The organism is Erwinia tasmaniensis Et1/99, assembly GCF_000026185.1.
Classification (GTDB): Bacteria; Pseudomonadota; Gammaproteobacteria; order Enterobacterales; family Enterobacteriaceae; genus Erwinia; species Erwinia tasmaniensis.
This window is the reverse complement of the sequence record NC_010694.1, coordinates 1,777,309-1,798,936: the sequence shown is the minus strand read 5'-3', so window position 1 is coordinate 1,798,936 and position 21,628 is coordinate 1,777,309. Positions and strand designations below refer to the sequence as shown.

Here is a 21,628-nt window from a genome sequence, read left to right as displayed (position 1 = left end):
ACTTGCTATCACCATACTGCCTCTGGCATCCGCCAGAGGCTTAGTGTTCGGTTATATAGAAATACTTTACGTCCATCAGATCCTGCGGGTCCTTTCCACTGTAGCCGCCCACCCAGGGTTTTATCAGGCGGGCGCTGACACGATAGTAGACCGGGACCAGGGCTGAATCCTTATCCAGCTGCTCTTCGGCCTGCTGATAAAGCTGCGCCCGCTGCGCGTCGTCGGCAACGGTGAGCGACCGTTTCATCAGGTCGTCAAAGGCCGCGCTGCGGTAAAATGCGGTGTTGGTTGAGGCATTACCGATCATCATGTTGAGGAAGGTAGACGGCTCGTTATAGTCGGAGCACCAGGTCGCGCGCGCCACGTCGTAGTTGCCCTGGTGACGCGTATCGAGCAGGGTTTTCCACTCCTGATTCTGTAACGTCACCTGCGCCCCGAGGTTTTTGCTCCACATTGATGCAGCGGCTATCGCCTGCTGTTTATTGACGTCAGAAGTGTTATACAGCAGCGAAAAGCGCAGCGGATTTGCCGCACCGTAACCCGCCGCCGCTAGCAGCGCTTTGGCCTGCTGGTTACGTTGCGCCTGGCTAAGGGTAAACCAGGCTGGAGGCGTTAACGCAGCGCCGCCGGTATAGGGTGGCGTCAGGCTGTAGGCCGGGATCTGTCCCTGCCCCATGATTTTCTCCGCAATAATGGTGCGATCGAGCGTCAGTTTCACCGCCGTGCGCACCCGTGCATCGTCAAACGGTGGGCGACGGTTATTCAACTCGTAATAAAAGGTGCAGAGGTAGGGACTGACGTGGACCTGCGCGCCCAGCTGCTGTTTAAGCTGCTTAAAGCGATCGGGCGGCAGTGCGCCCCCGGTGATATCAATCTCTCCGCTACGGTAGCGGTTAACGTCGCTGGTTTCCGATGCAATCGGCAAAAAGGTCACCTGCCCGATCGCCGTTTTGCCGTTATTCCAGTACTGCGGGCTGCGCTTCAGCACAATTTTTTCGTTAATGACCCAGTCATCGAGCGTGTACGCTCCGTTCCCTACGTAGTGAGCGGGCTGTGTCCACTTCTCACCCCAGGTTTCGATGGCGTGACGATTCACAGGCTTAAAGGCGGTATGGGCGACCATGGCGAGGAAATACGGCACGGGTTCACTGAGCGTGACTTCAAGACGATGCGCATCCAGCGCCCTGACGCCGAGCGCGCCTGGCGGGAGTTGGTGCGTGAGAATTTTATCCGCATTAAGCAAATGCGCCGCCTGCGCAAAGCTTGAATAAGGTGACGCGGTGTCAGCACTGACCAGCCGTTGCCAGCTGTAAACAAAATCCGCGGCGGTCACCGGCTCGCCGTTGCTCCAGCGCGCGTCGGGACGCAGGGTAAAGATCCACACCTTGCCCTGCTGATTTTCCCAGCTTTGCGCGACGCCAGGCACCAGCCTGCCGTCATTATCGGTGGTAACCAGTCCTTCCAGCAGGTTCAGAATGATGTCGGTTTCCGGCACGCCTTCACTTTTGTGTGGATCCAGTGAGGAGGGTTCAGTGCCGTTGTTAATCACCAGTTTTTGGCTGTCGCTCAGTTTAATCCCTGCCGGGATATCGGCAGCAAAGACCGGCATAGCCAGCGTAAAGAGCAGCACTCCCGCACTTACTGCTGTCCGGTGCCATGATTTCGCCTCTCTCATCAGTGATTAACCTCTTATGGTGGAAGCCAGCTGAACGAAGCGGCAAAGTTTGACCCAAAAACACTAATAGAAACTTGCACATCTGATGCCAATTTTCCCAATCGGTTAAAAATTATCAGAATCTTCTTTATTCACCTAACGCCATGTTACGGAAATGTTAAGCACTTCTCTTTTAACAGGACGAATGACAGGGTTACTTCATTATTTATCATCGAGAAAAAACGCTTAAGCTTATGATAAAATTACAAATATAGAAAAATTAACCGTGAATTGTGCAATAAGAAACCACATAAAGCGTATTGTTTGAACAAAACGCTCATTACACCTTCAAATACGTTCATCTTCGCCAAAATAAACCCGTCAAAAAGCGTTAAAAACTGGGTTTTCGCCTATTAAAGCTGAAACGTATCATGCCGTTCAAATGACATATTCTTCTGCACTTCGGTAATAATGTGCTTTTGCAGTAATTACATTAATAATTGTACTTTCCAATTAAGATCAATGAATAAATGCACTTACATGGTGCGCCATTACGGTGCTTTGCACCCATTTAGTTCAAAAAGCCAATTTTAAGCAAAAAAAAAGCGCATTAAATGCGCTTAATATTCGTTCAGATAGCATTAAAAACTAATTAGCTGACTAACCCCGGAAACAAAGCACGGATGCCGGTCACCATAAACTCGATCCCTAACGCCATCAGCAACAGACCCATGATACGCGTCACCACGTTGATGCCGGTCTGCCCCAGAGCTCTCACTAACAGCGGCGCAGCACGGAACAGTAGCCAGCAGCAGCTGGCGAACAGGGCTATGGCCAGGCTGAAGCCCAACAGATTCTGCCAGCTGTTGTAGCGCGTGCTCCAGACAATGGTGGAACTGATCGCCCCCGGTCCGGCCATCAGCGGCAGCGCCAGAGGGACAACGCCGATACTTTCGCGAATAGCGGTTTCTGACTTTTCCTGCTTGTTCTGTTTATCTTCACCCAGTTTTCCGCTGATCATCGACATCGCAATGGTCACCACCAGGATGCCGCCAGCAATGCGGAATGAATCTATTGAGATACCGAAAATGTGCAGAATGCCATCACCGAGAAATAGCGCGGTCCACAAAATAATCGCCACCGACAGATTGGCCGTGAGGTTAGTTTTGTGGCGTGCTGCCGGGATCTGGTCGCGCGTCATGCTGATAAACACCGGAATAATGCCAATCGGATTCACCAGGGCGAACAGGCCAACAAAGAATTTAATATAAACAGAAAGGTCTAACAGCGCAGTGTTCACAGCACGCTCCGTGGGCGAGGACAGATGGGTGGCGGCTAATGTAATTCATATCAACGCGAGTGACTATCCCCAGTCGGCGAGAACAGGGCCGTATTGCCGCTTTATCCGCGCCTGCCAGCTCCGAAAGCACCGCAGTCATACTTCCCCCCGCCTGTCGCCCTCCTTCCCCCTCCAGGCTGAAGGGTGTCAGCCTGCACGATTGATGATCTGGGTCATCTTTCCTTCGCAGCGCTGCCGCTATGCTCAATAACATCCCATGTCGGGTTATCGGGTAAAGCCCCAGGCAATACGCGGTTAAGCAGACTCTTTCAGTAAGCCTTTGAGAAAATGAACGCCCGGTCGCCAGTTTGGTTGGGGTGCATCCCTGTACAGGAAATTTTCTGACGGGTTTACTAAAAAAGTTTAATTTTTCAGGAGAGCATAATGACCGTAACGAATGTTGCTGAACTCAACGCGCTGGTGGAACGTGTTAAACAGGCACAGCGCATCTACGCTGGCTTCACCCAAGAGCAGGTCGATAAGATTTTTCGCTCTGCGGCACTGGCAGCGGCCGATGCCCGTATTCCGCTGGCCAAAATGGCGGTGGCAGAATCAGGCATGGGTATCGTTGAAGATAAAGTGATTAAAAACCATTTCGCCTCTGAATATATCTATAATGCGTACAAAGATGAAAAAACCTGCGGCATCCTGGAGAGCGATGATACTTTCGGCACCATCACCATCGCCGAACCCGTTGGCCTTATCTGCGCTATCGTTCCCACCACTAACCCCACCTCAACGGCTATTTTTAAAGCACTGATCGCTCTGAAAACCCGCAACGCGGTGATCTTTTCTCCGCACCCGCGGGCAAAGGATGCCACTAATCAGGCGGCGAAAATTGTGCTCCAGGCCGCGATTGAAGCCGGGGCACCTGCGGATATTATTGGCTGGATTGACCAGCCTTCCGTCGAGCTGTCAAACCAGCTGATGCACCACCCGGATATTAATCTGATCCTTGCCACCGGCGGGCCTGGCATGGTTAAGGCGGCGTACAGTTCAGGAAAGCCGGCCATTGGCGTTGGCGCAGGCAACACGCCGGTGGTCATTGATGAGTACGCGGATATCAAGCGCGCCGTGGCCTCAATCCTGATGTCGAAAACCTTCGATAACGGCGTCATCTGTGCGTCCGAGCAGTCGGTCATTGTCGTTGAAAGCATCTATGATGCGGTACGCGAACGTTTTGCCACTCACGGCGGCTATGTGTTGCAGGGTAGAGAACTCCAGGCGGTGCAGGACGTTATCCTGAAAAACGGGGCGCTAAATGCCGCTATTGTTGGCCAGCCGGCGGCAAAAATTGCTGAACTGGCCGGGATTGACGTTCCTGAAAGGACTAAAATCCTGATCGGTGAAGTGCAGCGCACCGATGAGTCGGAGCCTTTTGCTCATGAAAAATTGTCACCGATGCTGGCAATGTATCGGGCAAAAGATTTTTCCGACGCGCTGATGAAAGCGGAAAAGCTGGTAGCCATGGGCGGTATCGGGCATACCTCGTGTCTCTATACCGACCAGGATAATCAGCAGGATCGCGTGCATGCCTTCGGATCCAGGATGAAAACGGCGCGTATTCTGATTAATACCCCGGCATCTCAGGGTGGGATCGGCGACCTGTATAACTTTAAGCTCGCGCCTTCGCTTACGCTTGGCTGCGGTTCCTGGGGGGGAAACTCGATTTCCGAGAATGTCGGCCCCAAACATCTGATCAACAAGAAAACCGTCGCTAAACGGGCAGAAAACATGTTGTGGCATAAACTTCCTAAGTCAATCTACTTCCGTCGAGGCGCATTGCCCATTGCTCTGGAAGAGGTCGCCGATGAAGGTGCGAAGCGCGCGTTTATTGTCACCGATCGTTTTCTGTTCAACCAGGGCTATGCTGACCAGATTATTAAGGTGCTCAAAGCCCGTGGGGTAGAAACAGAAGTATTTTCCGAGGTGGCCGCCGATCCGACGCTAAGCATCGTGCGTCAGGGCGCAGAGAAGATGCACTCGTTTAAGCCCGATGTCATTATCGCTCTGGGCGGTGGTTCACCGATGGATGCGGCAAAAATCATGTGGGTTCTATACGAACATCCTGAAACCCATTTCGCTGACCTGGCATTGCGTTTTATGGACATCCGCAAACGTATCTACCGCTTCCCGAAAATGGGCATTAAGGCGAAACTGGTTGCCGTCACCACCACCTCCGGCACCGGTTCTGAGGTTACGCCGTTCGCCGTGGTTACCGATGATGCGACCGGCCAGAAATATCCGCTGGCAGACTATGCTCTGACGCCGGACATGGCCATTGTGGATGCCAACCTGGTGATGGATATGCCAAAATCTCTCTGCGCCTTTGGGGGAATGGACGCGATCACCCACGCGCTGGAGGCCTATGTTTCCGTGCTGGCTAATGAATATTCGGATGGTCAGGCTCTACAGGCGCTGAAACTGCTAAAGGAAAACCTTCCGTCCAGCTACAGTCAGGGGGCGAAAAACCCGCTGGCGCGTGAACGTGTGCATAATGCCGCCACTATTGCCGGTATTGCCTTCGCCAATGCGTTCCTCGGCGTATGTCACTCGATGGCGCATAAACTGGGATCGGAGTTCCATCTGCCGCACGGCCTGGCCAACGCGCTGCTGATAGGTAACGTGATCCGCTATAACGCCAATGACAACCCCACCAAGCAGACCGCTTTTAGTCAGTACGATCGCCCGCAGGCGCGCCGTCGCTACGCGGAAATTGCTGACCATCTGCATCTGAGCGCGACATCCGACCGCACCGCGCAGAAAATTGAAAAGCTGCTGGCATGGCTGGAAAGCCTGAAAACCGAGCTGGGTATTCCGGCATCGATTCGCGAGGCGGGCGTACAGGAAGCCGATTTCCTGGCAAAATTAGATAAGCTTACCGAAGATGCTCTCGACGACCAGTGCACCGGCGCGAATCCGCGTTTCCCATTGATTAGCGAGCTGAAACAGGTGTTACTGGACAGCTTCTATGGCCGCGACTTTTACGAAAACCGGGTTAATCCGCCAGAGGCCGCGACCCTTCGCGTTGTGGCAAAAAAAGGGGACAAAAATCTCAAGGGATTGAATCAGGCATGATCCGGCATAACCTGCAGCGTACCGCGCTGCGGGTTATTTCATCTTGATGACCCGCCAGCGAATTTACCGCAATGATGATGAAAAGCCACAAGCAAAATGTTTAAGCGTTGCGCAAATCTGCACGGCTAGCTTCGCTACCTCGTTATACCCAAAGTCACAACGTTGAGTGCGTGACACAGCATAATGACATCGCAAGCCCTTTTGCAGCTAATGTCATTGACGGTAATTAAATAATTACCTAACGGTAACAAGATGAGAACAACCGTTTTTAAGGGTAATCTGAAGGGGGAAAAGATAAAAATGCCCCGATCATCATGACCAGAGCATTATTCAAATGGCAAGATTCGTTAACAGAACAACCGTGGCACGCAGCGTCAAATTAGACGATGAAAGCCGCGCGGAGTATATCTCCCGGGAAACGTTAAGTAATACTTATGGACGAATCAGCTTCGCCCGTGGGTTAACAGACATTAATAAAAAGACTCATTTTAATCTTGGCCCGGGTGCTGATTGCCATAAATAGCCTGTAAAGAACCCGTAGTTATCGCTTCTGAGTAATGTTTGCGACAAACGGAAACATAACGCTCGTTGCCACCTATTTGTACCTGTTCACCCTCTTTGAACGGTTGACCTTGCTGATCAACACGTAGAACCCTACTCGCCTTTCTACCGCAGTGGCAGATAGTTTTTAATTCAACCAGCTTATCAGACCAGGCTAATAAATACTGACTGCCCGTAAATAACTCACCGCGAAAGTCTGTACGCAATCCATAACAGAGTACAGGTATATCTAATATATCAACAACTTCGGATAATGATTTAACCTGTTCACGCGTCAGGAACTGACTTTCATCCACCAGTACACAATGGACCGCTTCGCGCTGGTGTGCCGTATGGATCTCATCAAATAGCAACGTACTGCTATTATACAGGTTAGCAGGGGATGAAAGCCCGATGCGCGAACTCACTTTAGCTTCGCCGAAGCGATTATCGATTTCGGCGGTATACACTAAGGTTCGCATCCCCCTCTCATGGTAATTATAGGAAGATTGTAACAAAGCCGTAGATTTCCCGGCATTCATTGCCGAGTAATAGAAATAAAGTTGAGCCATCGGCCCCTACTCCCCCATTCACTAAAGAGGGTGAAAGTATATCATACGCCACGGAAAGGAATGGCCTGGCACAGTGCAAAGAAAGCGCAGGATCGTGGAACTCCAAGCACATTGGCGAAACTTTTTACTATTAATAAATGCTATATCCACGTCATTGCTGGATGAAAAACCCCCTCTAACTCCGCATTATAAAACTGTCCGACCTATTATCGACCATCACTTTTGCCATTCTGTTAAGCAATTATTAGCCTGAACGTACCTGTGAGGAAATTAACTATTGCAGTTCCCCATCGCCAACACTATTATTAGGCAGAATCATCCCTATCAATATAATTTAGAGAATCGGACTATGAGCGAAGCACTTAAAATTTTGAACAACATCCGTACACTGCGTGCGCAGGCAAGAGAATGTACTTTAGAAACTCTCGAAGAGATGTTGGAAAAGCTGGAAGTGGTGGTTAATGAGCGCCGCGAAGAAGAAAGCCAGGCGCAGGCAGAAGTGGAAGAGCGTACGCGTAAACTTCAGCAATACCGTGACATGCTGATTGCCGATGGCATTGATCCTAACGAATTGCTTTCTACCCTGGCTGCGGTAAAAACGCCGGGTAAAGCCAAGCGCGCCGCTCGTCCAGCGAAGTATTCTTATGTCGATGAAAATGGCGAAAACAAAACCTGGACCGGCCAGGGCCGTACTCCAGCCGTGATTAAAGCTGCAATCGAAGAGAAAGGCAAAAAGCTGGAAGACTTCCTGCTGTAATTCTGCTCAAAGTCCCTTTCTGGCAGTTTAAATATTGACCTTTTGCCACGATCACTTTTAGTCGTTGCCACCAAGGATAAAAAAGGAAGCCCACCGGGCTTCCTTTCTCTGTTATAAACCTTCCGATTTACTTCTGATAAAAGGCCCTGTACCAGTCCACAAAGCGCGCCACGCCCTCTTCTACTGAAGTTTGCGGCCTGAAGCCGATAACCTCAAAAAGAGCACGGGTATCTGCGCTGGTTTCTGCCACATCACCGGATTGCATCGGCAACATGTTCTTGTCCGCCTTCATCCCTAACGCCCCCTCTAACGCTTCAATATAGGCCATTAACGTGACGGGATGACTGTTACCGATATTATAAACCCGGTAAGGTGCAGAGCTGGCGGCCGGGCTGCCTTTTTCAACCGTCCAGTCTGCATCAGGCTGCGGTATTACGTCCTGCAAACGGATGATGGATTCAACAATATCGTCGATATAGGTAAAGTCGCGCCGCATCTGACCATGGTTATACACGTCAATTTTTTCCCCGGCCATCATCGCGCGGGTGAATTTAAACAGCGCCATATCCGGACGCCCCCACGGACCATAGACGGTAAAGAAGCGCAGCCCGGTAGTCGGTATCCCATATAAATGAGAATAGCTATGGGCCATAAGCTCATTGGCTTTTTTCGTTGCCGCATAGAGAGAGACAGGATGATCGACGGCATCATCTGTGGAGAACGGCATTTTGCGATTGAGGCCATACACAGAGCTGGAGGAGGCGTATAACAGGTGTTCAACCTGATTGTGACGGCAGCCTTCAAGGATATTAAGGTGGCCCACCAGGTTAGCGTCTGCATAAGACAACGGGTTTTCAAGCGAATAACGCACTCCGGCCTGTCCACCAAGATGTATCACACGTTGAAAGCGATGGCTGCGAAAGAGTTCAGCCATACCTTCCCTGTTGGCAAGATCATCTTTAACAAAGGTAAAACCGGAACGATCGGCGATAAGCGCCAGCCGTGACGTTTTAAGGTTGACATCGTAATAGTCATTCAGGTTGTCGAGACCGACAACCTGGTGACCGGCATCAAGCAGGCGTTGGATGACATGGAAGCCAATAAAACCCGCTGCGCCGGTGACCAGATATTTCATACTACCCTCATTAATTATGCAATGTTCAGAGATGCTCCGCGGCCGATTGCATAATAAACAAAACCGCGCTTGCCGATCCTTTCTGGATCATACAGGTTTCGACCATCAAAAATCACGGGTTCTTTGAGCGCGTTTTTAATGACGTCGAAATCAGGTGCGCGGAAGTTCTGCCACTCGGTGCAGATAACCAGTCCATCGGCCCCCTGTAACGCCGCTTCTTTGGTTCCCATCAGCTTCATGTCGTTGCGGTGACCGTAGACACGCTGCGCTTCGTCCATCGCTTCCGGATCGAACGCCTGCACGGCGGCACCCGCCTCCCACAGAGCTTCCATCAATACCCGGCTTGAGGCTTCACGCATATCATCCGTATTTGGCTTAAATGACAGCCCCCACAACGCAAAGGTTTTGCCTTTGAGATTTTCGCCAAAGTGACGTTTGATAAAGGTCGGCAACTTGTGTTTTTGCGAATCGTTGACGTCTTCAACGGCCTGCAACAGGCGTGGCTGGTAGCCAATCTGTTCCGCAGTACGGATAAGCGCCTGCACATCTTTCGGGAAGCAGGAACCGCCGTAGCCGCAGCCAGGGTAAATAAATGAGTAGCCGATACGCGAATCAGAACCAATCCCCTGACGGACTTTTTCAATATCCGCGCCAAGACGCTCGGCCAGATTGGATATTTCATTCATAAAGCTGATTTTGGTCGCCAGCATACAGTTTGCAGCATACTTGGTCAGCTCGGCACTGCGGATATCCATCAGGATCATACGATCATGATTGCGGTTAAACGGCTCATATAATTCCCGCAGCAGTTCGACCACATCATCATTATCCGTGCCGATCACAATCCGCTCTGGACGCATGCAGTCACTGACTGCCGCACCCTCTTTCAGAAACTCAGGATTGGAGACAACGTCAAAAGTGAGCTTAACGCCGCGCCCGGAAAGCGTTTCTTCCATCACCTGACGTACGCGGTCGGCGGTGCCTACCGGAACGGTGGATTTATCAAGCACCACCTTATGGCCTTGCATGTGTTGAGCAATGGTACGCGCCACGGCCGTCACATATTTCAGATCCGCAGATCCGTCTTCATCCGGCGGTGTCCCAACGGCAATGAACTGCATGACGCCGTGATTAACGCCCTCTTCAGCGTTGGTAGAGAACTTAAGACGGCCGGCTTCATAGTTCTGCATAACCAGCGGCGTTAGCCCCGGTTCAAAAATTGGAATGATGCCTTTTTTCAGATTTTCGACTTTGTTTTCGTCGATATCGATGCAAAGCACGTCATGCCCTACTTCAGCCAGAACGGCAGCCTGAACCAGGCCCACATAGCCGATACCAAATACGGTGACTTTCATTGAATTGTCCCGGTTAGAAATGAAACTTACTTTTTATTACCCACTGCGCTTTCCAGCCAGGCTCTGAAATCGCTGCCCAGCGTCTCATGACGCACACCATATTCAACGAAAGCCTGCATGTAGCCCAGCTTGTTACCACAATCATGGCTTATGCCCTTCAGGTGATAGGCTTCCACAGTCTCTTTTTCCATCAGCATCGCGATCGAGTCGGTCAGCTGAATTTCGTCGCCAGCACCGGGAGGGGTTTTCGCCAGCAGTGGCCAGATATCAGCAGACAGCACGTAGCGGCCGACGACGGCCAGATTAGAAGGCGCTTGATCCGCTTTGGGTTTTTCTACTACGCCGACCATGGGTGCACTTTCACCGGGGTTCAGCTGAGCGCCCTGGCAGTCAACAACACCGTAAGCGGTCACGTCTGCAACCGGTTCAACCATAATCTGACTGTGGCCAGTTTCATCAAAGCGTTTGATCATCTCTGCCAGATTGTCTTTTGACAGATCGGATTCATATTCATCAAGGATCACGTCCGGCAAAATCACGGCAACCGGCTCGTTACCAATGACAGGCCATGCACACATGACCGCGTGGCCCAGACCTTTTGCCAACCCCTGACGAACCTGCATAATGGTCACGTGTGGAGGACAAATAGACTGGATCTCTTCCAGCAGCTGGCGCTTAACGCGTTTTTCCAGCATGGCTTCGAGCTCAAAGCTGGTATCGAAATGGTTTTCAATTGAGTTTTTAGAGGAGTGCGTAACCAGCACAATTTCATTAATGCCCGCGGCAATACATTCGTTAACGACATACTGAATTAACGGCTTATCAACCAACGGTAACATTTCTTTAGGAATCGCTTTTGTTGCAGGCAACATACGCGTTCCTAAACCAGCAACAGGGATAACCGCTTTTTTTACTTTTGAGTTATAGGCAGACATCAAAATACCTCTCTTTATAGACCGTTCAAGTTCTTACTTGATATGTCGATTTAAAAAACGAAGTGAGTATACCAGTTGAACCCACGCGGATTTATCCTGGTTAGAGCAATTAATAGTAATTTAAGACTATTGCCCAATTTTAAAGCTTATAACTGGCCCTGTCTGCGCACGCCGCTAAAAAAATGTGGGTATATGTTTATTTCGTAGACAACATGAGGCGTAAACGTCCGCCAGCACCCCAGACCTGACACTGCCAGTCATCGCTATGCTGACTGATCTGATTGAAATGCGTGCTGCCGAGCGTACCAAGAGGCACCCCGTTGCTTAGTTTGATTTGATGGCTATGGATATTGAGCGTGGCATTCAGCCCAGCGGAGACCAGGATCAGGTTTTTTAACCCCTGATGGTAATAACCCACCAGCAGCGGGAACTGCCCCTGGAGATTAGCCTGACGCAACAGCAGATTAACCTGATTTAACAAACCGCCCAATTCTGGCAAACGCTGCCCCTGTCCCGACAACTGTTCCTGGAGTAGGCCGTTAAACAGCGCGCGCAGCAGCAAGGCGGCGAGCACGCCATTATCACCCGCTCGCGTCACATCCAGACAATAAAAGGCCAGGTCTTTATCAGAAAGCGCAGCGATATCCAGGACCAGCCCGGGCTGCTCGGCCATTGTTAGCTGGCGATAGTTGATGCGGCAGTTGGCAATCGTTTGTTGGACCGGAGGCTGAAGCTGTTTCAGTAATTTGGCCGCGGCCTGCGGATCGTTAACCAGCGCACCCCAGTCTTGAAAAAGCTGCTCATCTTCTTCCACTTTTGAAGTAAACATTGAGGGATAAAGGCATTCGAAGATTGCTTCCCGCAGACGGGCAAGATCTTTAATCGGCTTTAGCAGCACATCCTGCACGCCCAGACGCAATATATGAGCAATATCCGCCATATTGTTAGTAGCAGAAATAACCAGGATCGGGACGGTGTTTCCCGTGCTGCGTATATGCTCAACCATTTTAATGCCGTTCATGCGCGGCATCGCCAGATCGCAAATGATCAGATCCGGGGCCGAACGTGACATACACTGAATGGCATGCAGACCATCGTCTGCGAGAGTCACCTGCGCGCCCAGCTCGCTGACGAAATTTTCCAGAAGGGAACGGAAAACGGCCTCGTCCTCAACGATGAGGATTCGTTTGCCCGTTAGTGGTTTTTCCATTGTTTCCCCCTGCATAAAAGATACATCAATAGTGGTCTATAAACGGGCTTTTCGCCTCTTCGCATAACGCTAAACTGCATGCTTTACAGACCGAATTTTATTATGAGTTATCCAACACCGGCACGTTAGTTCAGGCCCCATGTGGATCAACGATGAACCTGACCGCCTGCTCAGGTTCATCTCGGCGTGGACTGGGTTTTGGGGCGATGCGGGAGCACCTCTTTTAGCAGCACCCCTCACCCGCGGCCCACCGTTTTTATCCCGTATCATTGCGCTGTGGTGATGATTTTAACGAACAAAATGGCATCACCGGGCGTGCTCGGGTACCATGAAAACTGAATGTAAGGCATTTTTTTAAACTTCCGGAGTCAACGTGTCTGAAAATTGTCCTTGCGGTAGCGAATTGCAGTATAGCGTATGTTGCGGACCGTATCTAAGGGGAGGCGCGTATCCCGATACGCCTGAAGCCTTAATGCGCTCACGCTACTGCGCCTATGCCCAACAGAATTTACCTTATTTGATTGCGAGCTGGCACCCTTCCTGCAATGCGCAAAATTTTGCCGCCAGCCTGGAAGAGAGTTTTTCCAACACGCGCTGGCACGGGCTCAGAGTGATATCCACCGAAGTCCTTTCCGATCAGGACACGGGATATGTCACGTTTTTTGCCCGCTTCTCTGAAAATAAGCAGCAAAGTTTTCTTCACGAGCGTTCGCGCTTTCTTCGAGAGGAGCAACGCTGGTATTATATTGACGGAACCTTTCCGCCTACGGGACGCAATGACCGGTGTCCTTGCGGCTCTGGAAAAAAATATAAGAAGTGCTGTGGTCAACATTGACCCTGATTTCCCTTTGTATCGACAGGATCACCATCGCAATGCAAGCGCAAATACCGCAACGAAAAGTTCTACGCACCATCTGCCCGGACGCTAAAGGGCTGATCGCTAAAATCACCAACATCTGTTACAAACACGAGCTGAACATCGTGCAAAACAATGAATTTGTCGATCACCGAACCGGCCGCTTCTTTATGCGAACCGAGCTGGAAGGCATTTTCAATGACGGTACGCTACTGACCGATCTCGACGGGGCCTTGCCCGCGGGTTCAGTGCGTGAACTGCACCCTGCCGGCCGCCGCCGGATCGTCATTCTGGTCACCAAAGAGGCGCATTGTCTGGGCGACCTGCTGATGAAAAGCGCCTATGGCGGCCTGGACGTGGAAATTGCTGCGGTCATTGGCAATCACGAAACGCTGCGCAAACTGGTTGAGCGCTTTGACGTTCCCTTCATTCTCGCCAGCCATGAAGGGCTAACGCGTGAAGAACATGACAATAATATGGCGGCCGAGATTGACCGTTACCAGCCGGATTATGTCGTGCTGGCAAAATATATGCGTGTATTAACGCCGGCATTTGTGCAGCGCTACCCAAACCAGATCATCAACATTCACCACTCTTTCCTCCCGGCATTTATCGGCGCGCGCCCTTATCACCAGGCATACGAGCGGGGGGTGAAGATCATTGGCGCCACCGCGCACTACGTGAATGATAATCTTGATGAAGGCCCGATCATTATGCAGGACGTCATTCATGTCGATCACACCTATTCGGCGGAGGATATGATGCTGGCCGGTCGTGACGTTGAGAAGAATGCGTTAAGCCGTGCTCTGTATCAGGTTCTGGCCCAGCGCGTATTTGTTTACGGCAACCGCACTATCATTCTTTGATGCTGACGATGCTGTTTTGTCTGACAAAACAGCATCATGGGTAAAAAAACGGCAAACGCACCGCGATGCCTCATATCGGGCTTTACAGGGTGTCATCATTTGATATGATGCACCCCGCTTAACAAGCACAGCAAGCAAGGCCAGTGGTGGGGTTCCCGAGCGGCCAAAGGGAGCAGACTGTAAATCTGCCGTCATCGACTTCGAAGGTTCGAATCCTTCCCCCACCACCATTTCAGATATCCTCCAAGATTCAAATCCACTGCATACCTTGATATTCCCCATGGGGAAGGATGAGAAGCTTCGACCCGAAGGTTTGAGTCGAACGCAGTGAGACAACGCCATGCAATGGCGGCCCGCAGGGCGAGGAACGCAGTGACGTGTTATCCTTCCCCCACCACCATTTCAGATATCCTCCTAGATTAAAATCCACTGCATACCTTGATACTCCCCATGGGGAAGGATGAGAAGCGTCGACCCGAAGGTTTGAGTCGAACGCAGTGAGACAACGCCATGCAATGGCGGCCCGCAGGGCGAGGAACGCAGTGACGCGTTATCCTTCCCCCACCACCATTTCAGATATCCTCCAAGATCCAAATCCACTGCATACCTTGATACTCCCCATGGAGAAGGATGAGAAGCGTCGACCCGAAGGTTTGAGTCGACTGGATAATCAAGAGTGGCATAAGAGCCCAGTGATGATCCCTGGGCTTAAAGTCGTCAGGCCAAAGTGGGTAATGCCATCATATGGTACTTGTTACCATTGAAGTTAAAGAACCCAACATCCTCAAATTTATTGCGCAGATGGAAAGCGTAAGAGCGGGGGTTTAGCACATTTACAAATGTGACAATGACCGAATAGCGCGCCGCAAAAACCTGCCGTTGGTGGGCTAATATTAACTCACCGATTCCATAGCCACGATATTCCTCTGCGACACAAATCGGACCGTACTGATAAGAGGTTTTAGCATCCAGCCTCTTACCCTGAAAAGTATAGTCATTCAGTATCGATGCCATAAAATCGAACATCGGCCACGGTTTTAAAAACTGCCATGATGCCCCCAGCAGCAGCCCAACGATTTTTTCATTCGCCCTGTCCTCGGCAATAACCACACCCTGCTCAGTGGCGCACAGTTCATTCAGCTGCTGTTCCGTCATATCCGTAGTGACAAAACCATCTGCCCGCTTTTCACCCTCCAGATTCTTTACATGGTAGCGCTCAAGCAGTTGTTTTACCCCAGGAATATCGCTGCTTGTCGCGAGGCGGACATCAATATCTTCAATTTTCATTTTCATGACTAGGCCCCGGTAAAATATTTAACTGATAGCGTCACCATCATTATGCCAACCGTGAAAAACAGAACTTTGCGGATTATTTCGCCATTGGTTTTTATGGCGTGAATACTCCCGATATGGTTACCCAAAAGGCTACCGAAGATCATGGGAATACCTATCAGATACGCCATTTTTCCGGCTATAGCAAAAGCGACGAAGGCACCAATATTTGATGAGAAATTAAAAATTTTACTTGTGGCAGAAGCCTGTAGCAAACCGAATTTATTGATTAACGCCAGTGCAATAATAAAAAGACTCCCCGTGCCCGGTCCAAAAAAACCGTCATAAAAACCGACGATAAAACAGACAACAAAGATCGCCAGAAAATTGGTTTTCACCTGATTTTCCGCAGATTTTTTGATTTTCCCTTTGACCGTCGCCGCGATCAGCCCAACGGGCAGCAACCCAACGATAACCATAGAGAGCGTTTCTGCGGGGAGCAGCAGGATCACCTTGGCACCGACGTAGGCCCCCGCCAGCGCAGAGATGAGCCCGGCCGGTACGACTGACCAGATCACCGATTTGTTTTTTACAAAGTTTTTGATAGCTGCGACGGTGCCAATGGTGCTTACAAGTTTTTCCTGACCTAACGCCAGCTGTGGCGGTAAACCGGTCAGAATAAACGCAGGTATTAAGATCAGCCCCGCTCCGCCGGCGATGGCATCTATATATCCGGCGACAAACGAGGCAATCACTAACAGAAATACTCCAAGAATTAAATATTTCGCGATAATGCTTCCCTCAATAAACATTGAGGAGTCAATTAAATCAAACATGAATATATACCGTTATAGTGTGCGTAAATGGTGGAGGCAATGAGAAGGTTCGAGCAGCTGTGTTTCCGTCGGCCGTGTTTTCATACAAAAAACACGCAGAAGCCATCGGTCCGTACCATCAAAACGGGGTTCAAAAGCATTACGTGTGTGCATCGTTCTTTGATTTAAGAAGGTCACGGCATCGCCGGGCTCGAGGGGAACGGTAAACCAGAGATCGCGTTCTAGCGTGACAAAGCGCATTTTTTCCAGCGCTGATTCCGCTTCAAGCGTCATGCCGATAGTATTATGCCAGTCAAAACGAGAGTACCAGACACCCTTATCTTTTACGATGACCGGAACGCCCTCAATCAAAGCCTCTTCGGCAAAACTTGCCGGCCTTTTGATCTTAAAAAGGGGTTTTGACAGCGTATTTTTGACATCGGCGGGAAGCGCGGAAAGAACCTGGTCAAGTTTCAGCAAGCTGGTGTTTACACCCTGTTGTTTGCGTAAACACAGCAGGGTTAAGGTATCAGGACAACCGCCTAGCGTCTGGGAAGCTGCCTCTCCGCTTATGACAAGATCGGGATTATCGACATGCGGATAAAAATCATATTTGGCCCCCTGCGAGCTGATTTTATCCTCTGCCTGCATCATCGGACAAACATGGCGGATCAGGTGCCCATCGTTTTCACCCTGATAGACCACCGGCCATAGACCCGCTTCTAAATGTGCAGAGAGATAAGCGCCATGTAAGTCGGTATTTTTGGACTCGATATAATTTGCATAGGAGGGAACCACCGGTGTTTCGGTGATTTCTTCTGCGTTGAACTGCGGCAACTTCCATATAATATAGCATTCGTCATCAAGTCGCTTTCGGAAATCATCTATGGGTACAGGAAGCACCCCACGAATTTGATCGGCTCTTGACAGTATAAGTTCATTCTTCACACAGCTTTCCTTAACCCTAATTCACATTAAAAATGTTTTTGTTATTGTTTTCTACCCATGGAGAAATCTAATCATTCACCCGACAGGTAAACTTAATTAAAAAAATAAAAATGATTATGTTCATACACATAGAGCAACTTAAGATTAAGACAATACCTATGGACATGATAACTATCAAGATGCGAGGACAAAACCAGAAGTAATATCTTAAATTTATTTGATAAATGAAACTAAAATTCTCATTTACATAACATTTACAAAGAAAATTCTGGCAGTGGGATAATACACACCGATCCCACCCTGCTCCGGCTCTGGGGCAAAACCACCGAGGATCTTCTCACCGTGGAACGGGAGCATTTCTTTATCAGGCGATATTCTGCTACCATTTGGCCATCTTTTACCCGGCAAAACGGCCCGTACTATGAAATTTGTTTCTTTTAATATCAATGGGCTGCGTGCCCGCCCTCATCAGCTGCAGGCGATTGTTGAACAGCATCAGCCGGATGTTATTGGCCTTCAGGAAACAAAAGTCCATGACGATATGTTTCCCCTGGAAGAGGTGGCCAGTCTTGGCTATCACGTCTTCTATCACGGCCAAAAGGGCCATTACGGCGTAGCGATGTTATGCAAACAGCAGCCGATTGCCGTGCGACGTGGCTTTGAAGGCGACGATGAAGACGCGCAGCGCCGCATTATCATGGCCGATATCCCGACTTCTGACGGGGTGATCACGGTGCTCAACGGCTACTTCCCTCAGGGAGAAAGCCGTGACCATCCGACAAAATTCCCGGCAAAGGAGAAATTCTACCGCGATCTGCAAAGTTACCTCGAGCAGCAGCAGAAAGCCGATAATCAGGTAGTGATTATGGGGGATATGAATATCAGCAGCAGTGACCTGGATATTGGCATCGGTGAAGTCAATCGCAAACGCTGGCTTCGTACCGGGAAATGTTCATTTCTGCCGGAGGAGCGCGAGTGGATGGATCGCCTGATGAACTGGGGATTAGTCGATACCTGGCGCGCGCAGAATGCGGAAGTAAACGATCGTTTTTCCTGGTTCGATTATCGATCAAAGGGCTTTGATGACAATCGCGGGCTGCGCATTGACCTGATACTGGCCAGCAGACCGCTGGCCGGTCGCTGTGTCGCGACCGGAATTGATTACGACATTCGCGCGATGGAAAAGCCCTCGGACCATGCCCCTATCTGGGCGCAGTTCAGCCTGTAATTTCCCGGTAACGGGTAAACAATGCCGGATACGGATGCAGGCGTATAGGCCTGCACTCCCGCATCCGGCGGCATGCCGTGATTATTTCACCCTACGCCAGATAAGGTTATCGGTGCCCAGTGAATCTTCATCGCGCACGCACTGTAACAATACGCCTTCACTTTTCAGTACCGCCCCTTCGGTGTAATTACGGTTGTCATAGATGCAGCAGCGCTGGCATGGCGGCCGTGGGTTACTCTCTCCCCGCGACCAGACCTCAGGCGGCATATTCACCACCACATCGGTATTTCCCCCCCCGCTACCGACATAATGCTCGGCCAGTACCGGCGCACTTATACCCAGCAAAAATATCCACGTCAGATGCCGTTTCATGCTTCACTTTCCTTCTTTTTCGTCGTTTTACGACGGGTCTTTTTCACTTTGTCCGATGCCGGAGGCGGCAGTCCGCGAAACGCATGGGCGGCGGGCTGCTGCCGGGCCTGATGGATCAGGCTGTGCAACGTTTCTACCAGAGGTGACATAAAGTCCTGATAACGACACTGCTTCTCGCTGATTTTTGTCAGGGTGGATTCCCACTGCGCGGTCATATCCGGACGGGCCGCCATCTCTGGCAAAGAGTGGATCAACGCGCGCCCGGCCGGGCTGGAGTGAATGTAACGCCCCTTCTTAAAGAGAAACGTTCTCTTAAATAACAGTTCAATAATCCCGGCGCGCGTTGCCTCCGTGCCTAAACCATCGGTCGCACGCAGCACTTTCTTGAGATCTTTATCCTGCACAAATCGTGCTATCCCGGTCATGGCCGACAGCAGCGTAGCGTCGGTGAAGGGGCGCGGTGGCTGGGTTTGTTTTTCCAGCACTTCTCCGCGCTCGCATAACAGCGCATCCCCTTTTGCCACCACCGGCAGTGGCGTGCCGTCATTTTCTTCATCACGCTCCTTGCTGCCAAGCAGCGCACGCCAGCCGGCCTCTGCCAGGAAGCGCGCTTTGGCAAGGAATTTCCCCCCGGCAATATCCAGCTCGATAACACATTTGCGATAAACCGCATCAGGGCAGAACTGCATCAGATACTGGGTGGCGATCAGGCGATAGATCTGCCCTTCATTATCCGTCAGCCTGACCTGACCGCTGCGCGCGGTCGGGATAATCGCATGGTGTGCATCGACCTTTTTGTCATCCCAACAGCGGTTTTTTTGGTCGCTGTTAAAATCGGTCGGTGCTGACAGGTCCGGCTGATGCAGATTGATCGCATTCAGCACCGCATGACGCCCGGCAAAGTGTTCATCGGGCAGGTAGCGACTGTCTGAACGCGGATAGGTAATCAGCTTATGGGTTTCGTACAGGCGCTGGCAGGTATCCAGCACCGTCTGCGCGCTGAGCCCAAAGCGTTTGCCCGCCTCAATCTGTAGAGCAGAGAGTGAGAACGGCAAAGGCGGCGTATCATTTTCGCGCTTATCATTGTAGCTGGTGACATGCGCGGGCTGCCCGTTAATCCGTGCCACCACGTGCTCGGCCAGCGGACGATGCAACAAACGCCCTTCTTCATCCTGATAAGGCTCGCAGGAGTCGCTCGGCTGCCAGAGGGCAACAAAGCGCTCATCCGCGGGCGTGACGATATGCGCCCTCACTTCAAAGAAGTCCTTCGCTACGAAGTTTTCGATATCTTCATCGCGGCGCACTACCAGCCCCAGCACCGGAGTCTGAACGCGCCCAACGGAGAGCACGCCATCATATCCGGCATTGCGCCCTAACAACGTGTAGGCTCGCGTCATATTGATGCCGTACAGCCAGTCGGCACGCGCGCGCGCCAGGGCAGAAACGCACAGCGGAATAAACTCGCGATTTTCACGCAGCCGCCCGATCGCCCTTTCCACCGCCTGGGGATTGAGGTCATTGATCAGGCAGCGCTGCACCTGCGCCCGCTTTTCGGCCGGTAACGTCAGGTAGTCAAGCACTTCATCGACCAGCAGCTGACCTTCGCGGTCCGGGTCTCCCGCATGAACCACCACGCTGGCCTGCTCAAGCAGCCCTTTGATCACGTTGAGCTGTTTTGCCACCGAGGGGCGAGGCTGCAAGCGCCATTTTTCCGGCACAATCGGCAAGTCCGCTAATGACCAGCGCGCAAAACGGCTGTTATAGCTGTCGGGCTGCGCCTGCTCCAGCAGGTGGCCGACGCACCAGGTGACGACCTGATCGCCGCCACAGGCAATATATCCGTCACCACGGCGGTGGGGTTTCGGCAGGACATCCGCAATGGCGCGGGCAAGACTGGGTTTTTCGGCAATAAACAAACGCATCCGGGGGGAACTTCCTGCTCAGTGTTTGGTATGAATAGTGGCTTTTCCGGCCAGCGCAACGGATATCGGCGCTGGCCATGCCCGTGCGCGTTTCAGGCGACAGGCACATCGTTTACAGACCGTAAATATCATTTAAAAATAGTCGATCAGGGAGGAGCCGTCAGGCGGCGGCACGACACTGGCTGACGATTTGAGCTGCGGCGTTCCCAGATAGAGGAAACCGACTATCGCATCCTGGGCGCGGCAGTTAAACGCCTCACGCACCGGCTGTGCTTCAGTCCATGCACCGCTGCGCCAGATCCCGTTAAATCCCTGCGCGGCGGCCGCCATTTGCATTGCCATCACCGCACATCCTGCGGAAACCAGCTGTTCCCAGCGCGGTACTTTTGGGTGATCTTCACAATGAGCCACCACGGTAATGATCATCGGAGCCCGATAAGGCGCACGCTGCGCTTTCTCTATGGCTTTCTCGTCCTGCTGCTCGTCGCGCGCCAGCTTCTCCAGCAACGCGCTAAAACGGTCGCGCCCCTCTTTTTCTATAATGGTAAAACGCCAGGGCTTGAGCGTGCCGTGATCGGGTGCCCGCAAACCTGCACGTAAAATGTTCTGCAGGGCCTCGCCAGAGGGCGCGGGCTCAGCCAGTCGGGATGCAGAGCGGCGGTTGATCAATAATTCCAGAGCATCCATTGAGTCCTCCTGTTAACGATTTGTCCACGGCAGAAACTAGCACAGGATGATGTTTTGTTACAGCATTGCGCTTTTTCCTGCTGACAA

The 21,628-nt window shown here is 51.3% G+C and carries 18 protein-coding genes, 1 tRNA gene and 2 other RNA genes; 8 read left to right on the top strand and 13 right to left on the bottom strand.

All coding sequences use genetic code 11. The features are described from left to right. Positions 1 to 40 precede the first annotated feature (40 nt). Complete coding sequence (locus ETA_RS09040; protein ID WP_012441322.1) at positions 41 to 1,675, bottom strand: ABC transporter substrate-binding protein; 1,635 nt, start codon at positions 1,673 to 1,675, stop codon at positions 41 to 43. Between the two features lie 631 nt (positions 1,676 to 2,306). After that, positions 2,307 to 2,954 (bottom strand): YchE family NAAT transporter, encoded by a 648-nt coding sequence (locus ETA_RS09035; protein WP_012441321.1) that lies wholly within the window; start codon positions 2,952 to 2,954, stop codon positions 2,307 to 2,309. Positions 2,955 to 3,377: 423 nt separating this feature from the next. Here ETA_RS09035 and adhE point away from each other — a divergent pair, with 423 nt between their 5' ends. Next, a complete protein-coding gene (adhE, locus tag ETA_RS09030) occupies positions 3,378 to 6,071 on the top strand; it encodes a bifunctional acetaldehyde-CoA/alcohol dehydrogenase (protein ID WP_012441320.1) in 2,694 nt (897 codons plus the stop codon). Positions 6,072 to 6,559: 488 nt separating this feature from the next. Here the strand turns inward: adhE and tdk are convergent, their stop codons facing one another. Next, on the bottom strand, positions 6,560 to 7,183 hold the full coding sequence (tdk, locus tag ETA_RS09025; RefSeq protein WP_012441319.1) for a thymidine kinase: 624 nt from the start codon (positions 7,181 to 7,183) through the stop codon (positions 6,560 to 6,562). 349 nt (positions 7,184 to 7,532) lie between these two features. Here tdk and hns point away from each other — a divergent pair, with 349 nt between their 5' ends. Continuing rightward, positions 7,533 to 7,940: a histone-like nucleoid-structuring protein H-NS gene (hns, locus tag ETA_RS09020; protein WP_012441318.1), complete on the top strand. Its 408-nt coding sequence runs from the start codon at positions 7,533 to 7,535 to the stop codon at positions 7,938 to 7,940. Positions 7,941 to 8,067: 127 nt separating this feature from the next. On the opposite strand, the gene ETA_RS09015 is transcribed toward hns, so the two are convergent. The 4 genes from ETA_RS09015 to rssB all read right to left on the bottom strand — a co-directional run bounded on the left by ETA_RS09015 (position 8,068) and on the right by rssB (position 12,575). After that, entirely contained in the window at positions 8,068 to 9,075 is a 1,008-nt protein-coding gene (locus tag ETA_RS09015) for an NAD-dependent epimerase (RefSeq protein ID WP_012441317.1), read from the bottom strand. A 14-nt stretch (positions 9,076 to 9,089) separates the two neighbouring features. Next, on the bottom strand, positions 9,090 to 10,430 hold the full coding sequence (locus ETA_RS09010) for a UDP-glucose dehydrogenase family protein (RefSeq protein ID WP_012441316.1): 1,341 nt from the start codon (positions 10,428 to 10,430) through the stop codon (positions 9,090 to 9,092). Positions 10,431 to 10,456: 26 nt separating this feature from the next. Continuing rightward, entirely contained in the window at positions 10,457 to 11,365 is a 909-nt protein-coding gene (gene galU / locus ETA_RS09005) for a UTP--glucose-1-phosphate uridylyltransferase GalU (protein WP_012441315.1), read from the bottom strand. A 196-nt stretch (positions 11,366 to 11,561) separates the two neighbouring features. Then, positions 11,562 to 12,575: a two-component system response regulator RssB gene (gene rssB, locus ETA_RS09000; protein ID WP_012441314.1), complete on the bottom strand. Its 1,014-nt coding sequence runs from the start codon at positions 12,573 to 12,575 to the stop codon at positions 11,562 to 11,564. A gap of 373 nt (positions 12,576 to 12,948) precedes the next feature. Here rssB and ETA_RS19230 point away from each other — a divergent pair, with 373 nt between their 5' ends. The 5 genes from ETA_RS19230 (at position 12,949) to ETA_RS18815 (ending at position 14,867) form a co-directional block, all read left to right on the top strand. After that, a complete protein-coding gene (locus ETA_RS19230) occupies positions 12,949 to 13,410 on the top strand; it encodes a YchJ family protein (RefSeq protein WP_012441313.1) in 462 nt (153 codons plus the stop codon). A 38-nt stretch (positions 13,411 to 13,448) separates the two neighbouring features. Further along, positions 13,449 to 14,297 (top strand): formyltetrahydrofolate deformylase, encoded by an 849-nt coding sequence (purU, locus tag ETA_RS08990; protein ID WP_012441312.1) that lies wholly within the window; start codon positions 13,449 to 13,451, stop codon positions 14,295 to 14,297. Between the two features lie 145 nt (positions 14,298 to 14,442). Continuing rightward, positions 14,443 to 14,527: transfer RNA gene (locus ETA_RS08985), tRNA-Tyr, on the top strand. Positions 14,528 to 14,566: 39 nt separating this feature from the next. After that, positions 14,567 to 14,697: non-coding RNA, RtT sRNA (locus ETA_RS18820), on the top strand. A gap of 39 nt (positions 14,698 to 14,736) precedes the next feature. Continuing rightward, positions 14,737 to 14,867: non-coding RNA, RtT sRNA (locus ETA_RS18815), on the top strand. A 147-nt stretch (positions 14,868 to 15,014) separates the two neighbouring features. On the opposite strand, the gene ETA_RS08980 is transcribed toward ETA_RS18815, so the two are convergent. Genes ETA_RS08980 through ETA_RS19925 form a run of 3 tightly spaced genes read right to left on the bottom strand, consistent with a single transcriptional unit; the run spans position 15,015 to position 17,332 of the window. Next, positions 15,015 to 15,590: a GNAT family N-acetyltransferase gene (locus ETA_RS08980; RefSeq protein WP_012441311.1), complete on the bottom strand. Its 576-nt coding sequence runs from the start codon at positions 15,588 to 15,590 to the stop codon at positions 15,015 to 15,017. 2 nt (positions 15,591 to 15,592) lie between these two features. Next, positions 15,593 to 16,405 (bottom strand): sulfite exporter TauE/SafE family protein, encoded by an 813-nt coding sequence (locus tag ETA_RS08975; RefSeq protein ID WP_012441310.1) that lies wholly within the window; start codon positions 16,403 to 16,405, stop codon positions 15,593 to 15,595. Between the two features lie 12 nt (positions 16,406 to 16,417). Next, positions 16,418 to 17,332: a TauD/TfdA family dioxygenase gene (locus ETA_RS19925; RefSeq protein WP_012441309.1), complete on the bottom strand. Its 915-nt coding sequence runs from the start codon at positions 17,330 to 17,332 to the stop codon at positions 16,418 to 16,420. Positions 17,333 to 17,753: 421 nt separating this feature from the next. Here ETA_RS19925 and xthA point away from each other — a divergent pair, with 421 nt between their 5' ends. Continuing rightward, entirely contained in the window at positions 17,754 to 18,560 is an 807-nt protein-coding gene (gene xthA, locus ETA_RS08965; RefSeq protein WP_012441308.1) for an exodeoxyribonuclease III, read from the top strand. 81 nt (positions 18,561 to 18,641) lie between these two features. On the opposite strand, the gene ETA_RS08960 is transcribed toward xthA, so the two are convergent. The 3 genes from ETA_RS08960 to ETA_RS08950 all read right to left on the bottom strand — a co-directional run bounded on the left by ETA_RS08960 (position 18,642) and on the right by ETA_RS08950 (position 21,541). Then, positions 18,642 to 18,932 carry a YnjH family protein gene (locus ETA_RS08960; RefSeq protein ID WP_012441307.1) on the bottom strand — a complete coding sequence of 97 codons (291 nt, stop codon included), beginning with the start codon at positions 18,930 to 18,932 and terminating at the stop codon, positions 18,642 to 18,644. Beyond that, complete coding sequence (locus ETA_RS08955) at positions 18,929 to 20,854, bottom strand: DNA topoisomerase III (RefSeq protein ID WP_012441306.1); 1,926 nt, start codon at positions 20,852 to 20,854, stop codon at positions 18,929 to 18,931. The genes ETA_RS08960 and ETA_RS08955 overlap by 4 nt, the downstream gene beginning before the upstream one ends. A gap of 132 nt (positions 20,855 to 20,986) precedes the next feature. Beyond that, entirely contained in the window at positions 20,987 to 21,541 is a 555-nt protein-coding gene (locus ETA_RS08950; protein WP_012441305.1) for an NAD(P)H nitroreductase, read from the bottom strand. Between the last annotated feature and the right edge of the window lie 87 nt (positions 21,542 to 21,628).